The organism is Candidatus Phytoplasma sp. AldY-WA1, from assembly GCF_020312115.2.
Classification (GTDB): Bacteria; Bacillota_I; Bacilli_A; order Acholeplasmatales; family Acholeplasmataceae; genus Phytoplasma; species Phytoplasma vitis.
The window spans coordinates 1-2270 of the sequence record NZ_JAHRHX020000078.1 but is presented as its reverse complement, the minus strand read 5'-3'; the positions used below and the strand labels follow the sequence as shown (position 1 = coordinate 2270).

Below are 2270 nucleotides of genomic sequence, written 5' to 3'. Positions count from 1 at the left end.
AGGGGTAGTTGTAGTTTTAATTTTAATGATGTTTGAATTTTGGAATAAATTACAAATAGCATCAGTGGCGTAATTGGTGTATAACCATTTTACTCCGCGATTTGTCGCTTGATGTAATGCATCAGCTAATTGTTGATGGTCGTTAAAAGTAAAGGGTGTAAAATAAAAGTCTTTATCTTTAATACCGTCATAATAATATGGTGGATCGATAAAAAGAAAATCACCTTTTTGACTATTAATAATAACTTTATGAAAATCAGTGCATTGTAAAATATGATTATTCTTATTGAAATTGTCAGCATATTTAATTAATTCTTTTAAATCAATTATTGGCATCTTTTGCTTTGGTTTGTATCCAAATCCTACCATTAAATGGTTTTGTTTGTTATAACGAGTGATACCACGAAATGCATATTTGTTTATAACAAAAAATATTGCTGATCTTGTTAATTTTGGCAATTTGTTTTTGTTGTATTCATTAAGTAGAGTCTTGTATGCCAGTTTTTGGTCTTGTTGGTCTTGATGGTGGTAAATGAATTCTTCTGTGGTTTTTACTTTGTTGACGAAATCTTGTGGGTTTTGGAAACTTTGCTGCCACATGGTTATTAAATGGGAATCGTTGTCATTTAAAATTGCTTTTTCAGGTTTTAAATGAAAATACAACGCACCACTACCTAAAAATGGTTCGTAATAAGTGTTAAATTTCGATGGCATATGGTCGATGATTTGTGGTAGCATTTTTTTCTTACAACCAATCCAGTTTATTTTCATGTTTTGTACCTATTAGTCCATAAATACGTGATAAAGAAAAAATCTGAAATAATGGAAACAACAGCGTTAATTTTTAATCCTATTTCAAAATTGAAAAATAGAGCGATAAAGTTACTAATGACAAAAAACAAATATGTAATAGTTAACCAAATTGGTGATGCTAAAAAAGCGAATTTTGGTTTTGTTTGGTTTTTCATAATTTTTAATCCTTTTTTTATTTATTTATTTTTTTATTCCTTTCTTTTTTTATTGTTTGTTCTTTTTTTATTGTTTGTTCTTTTTTTATTGTTTGTTCTTTTTTTATTGTTTATTCTTTTTTTATTGTTTGTTCTTTTTTATTGTTTGTTCTTTTTTATTGTTTGTTCTTTTTTATTGTTTGTAAATAAAAAAAAGACTTTCAATGTTGAAAATCTTTTTTTTATTTAGATGTGGGTTTTTTTAAAACCTTTGCAGTCTTTTTTTTTTGTTTGCCTGTGTTGTAATGGGCGATTCAAATCGCCTGGTTTTTGTTGTTGTTTAATAAAAAAGCACTGTTGTTTAACAGTGCTTTAAAAAGTTTGTTTTTTTGTTTTTATATATAATATATTTAGACACTTTATATAAGTGTTAATTTATCGCCTTTGTAAAAAGGTATATTTTATGTTTAACATTTTCATTTAACACCTTTTTTAAGGCGTATTTTATCTCTTTTCTAAAATGTATTTTATCTCTTTTTTTAAGGTGTTAAAAATACAATTCGAAAGGAGATATAAGTAAATGTTTCAAGACATAATTTTAGATGTGTTAATTCAAGTATTTTCAACTTGTTTAATTAATTTATTAAATTTTTTAATAAAAAAAATATTAAAGAAAAATAAACATAAAAAAACATTGTTGATTGTAATAATTAACACAAAAAATAAAGACCTGAATGAAGAGAACCAATCTTAATTTTCAGGTCTTTTTTTTATATTTAACATTTTTTAACATTTCGAAAGAATTTATAACTATTCACAAAACATAACCACTAATCAACCATCCAATCCCCAACCACACAACGTTATTATGCGATTAATTAGTCTATAATAATAATAACACAAATATAAATTATTTGTTGTTGTTTGTGTTTGAATTGATTTTTTTTAATGTCTTAGCGTTTTTTGTTATTGTTGTCTGTTTGCTTATGATCTTGTTAGTTATTGTGCATGTTTGATTTGGGTAAAATGAAAAAGGTCCACGAAGAGGCCTTTATTGGTTATTTTAAAGATAAGTTTGTAAATTTATTTTAATAGTAATATTATTTAAATAATTTATTTTCGCTTTGTATTTCCTTTATGACCTGGATCATAGGTAATAATAACAAAATATTTACCAACAATTATACCATAAACACGTTCTTGCAAATTAAGAGCTATTTGATAAATAGTTCTATCTTCAGAAAGATTAACAGTATGTTTAAACCCTTTTTTAGAAAGTTTGTCTGTTGGGACTGAATGATATCTAGACCCTTTACAATTCTT

General features: G+C 25.3%; 4 protein-coding genes. 1 reads left to right on the top strand and 3 read right to left on the bottom strand.

Going from position 1 to position 2270, the window contains the following annotated elements:
• Together KTO59_RS04015 and KTO59_RS04010 are read right to left on the bottom strand one after the other, a co-directional pair.
• A partial coding sequence (locus KTO59_RS04015; RefSeq protein WP_284928768.1) for a DNA adenine methylase occupies positions 1-771 on the bottom strand: 771 nt, incomplete at its 3' end.
• Positions 768-968: a hypothetical protein gene (locus KTO59_RS04010; RefSeq protein ID WP_284928765.1), complete on the bottom strand. Its 201-nt coding sequence runs from the start codon at positions 966-968 to the stop codon at positions 768-770. The genes KTO59_RS04010 and KTO59_RS04015, both read right to left, overlap by 4 nt.
• 559 nt (positions 969-1527) lie before the next feature.
• Between KTO59_RS04010 and KTO59_RS04005 the strand changes: the two genes are divergently transcribed.
• Positions 1528-1701, top strand: coding sequence for a hypothetical protein (locus KTO59_RS04005; protein ID WP_284928763.1), 174 nt, complete (start codon positions 1528-1530; stop codon positions 1699-1701).
• A 359-nt stretch (positions 1702-2060) separates the two neighbouring features.
• On the opposite strand, the gene KTO59_RS04000 is transcribed toward KTO59_RS04005, so the two are convergent.
• On the bottom strand, positions 2061-2270 hold a 210-nt coding region (locus KTO59_RS04000), incomplete at its 5' end, for a hypothetical protein (protein WP_284928761.1).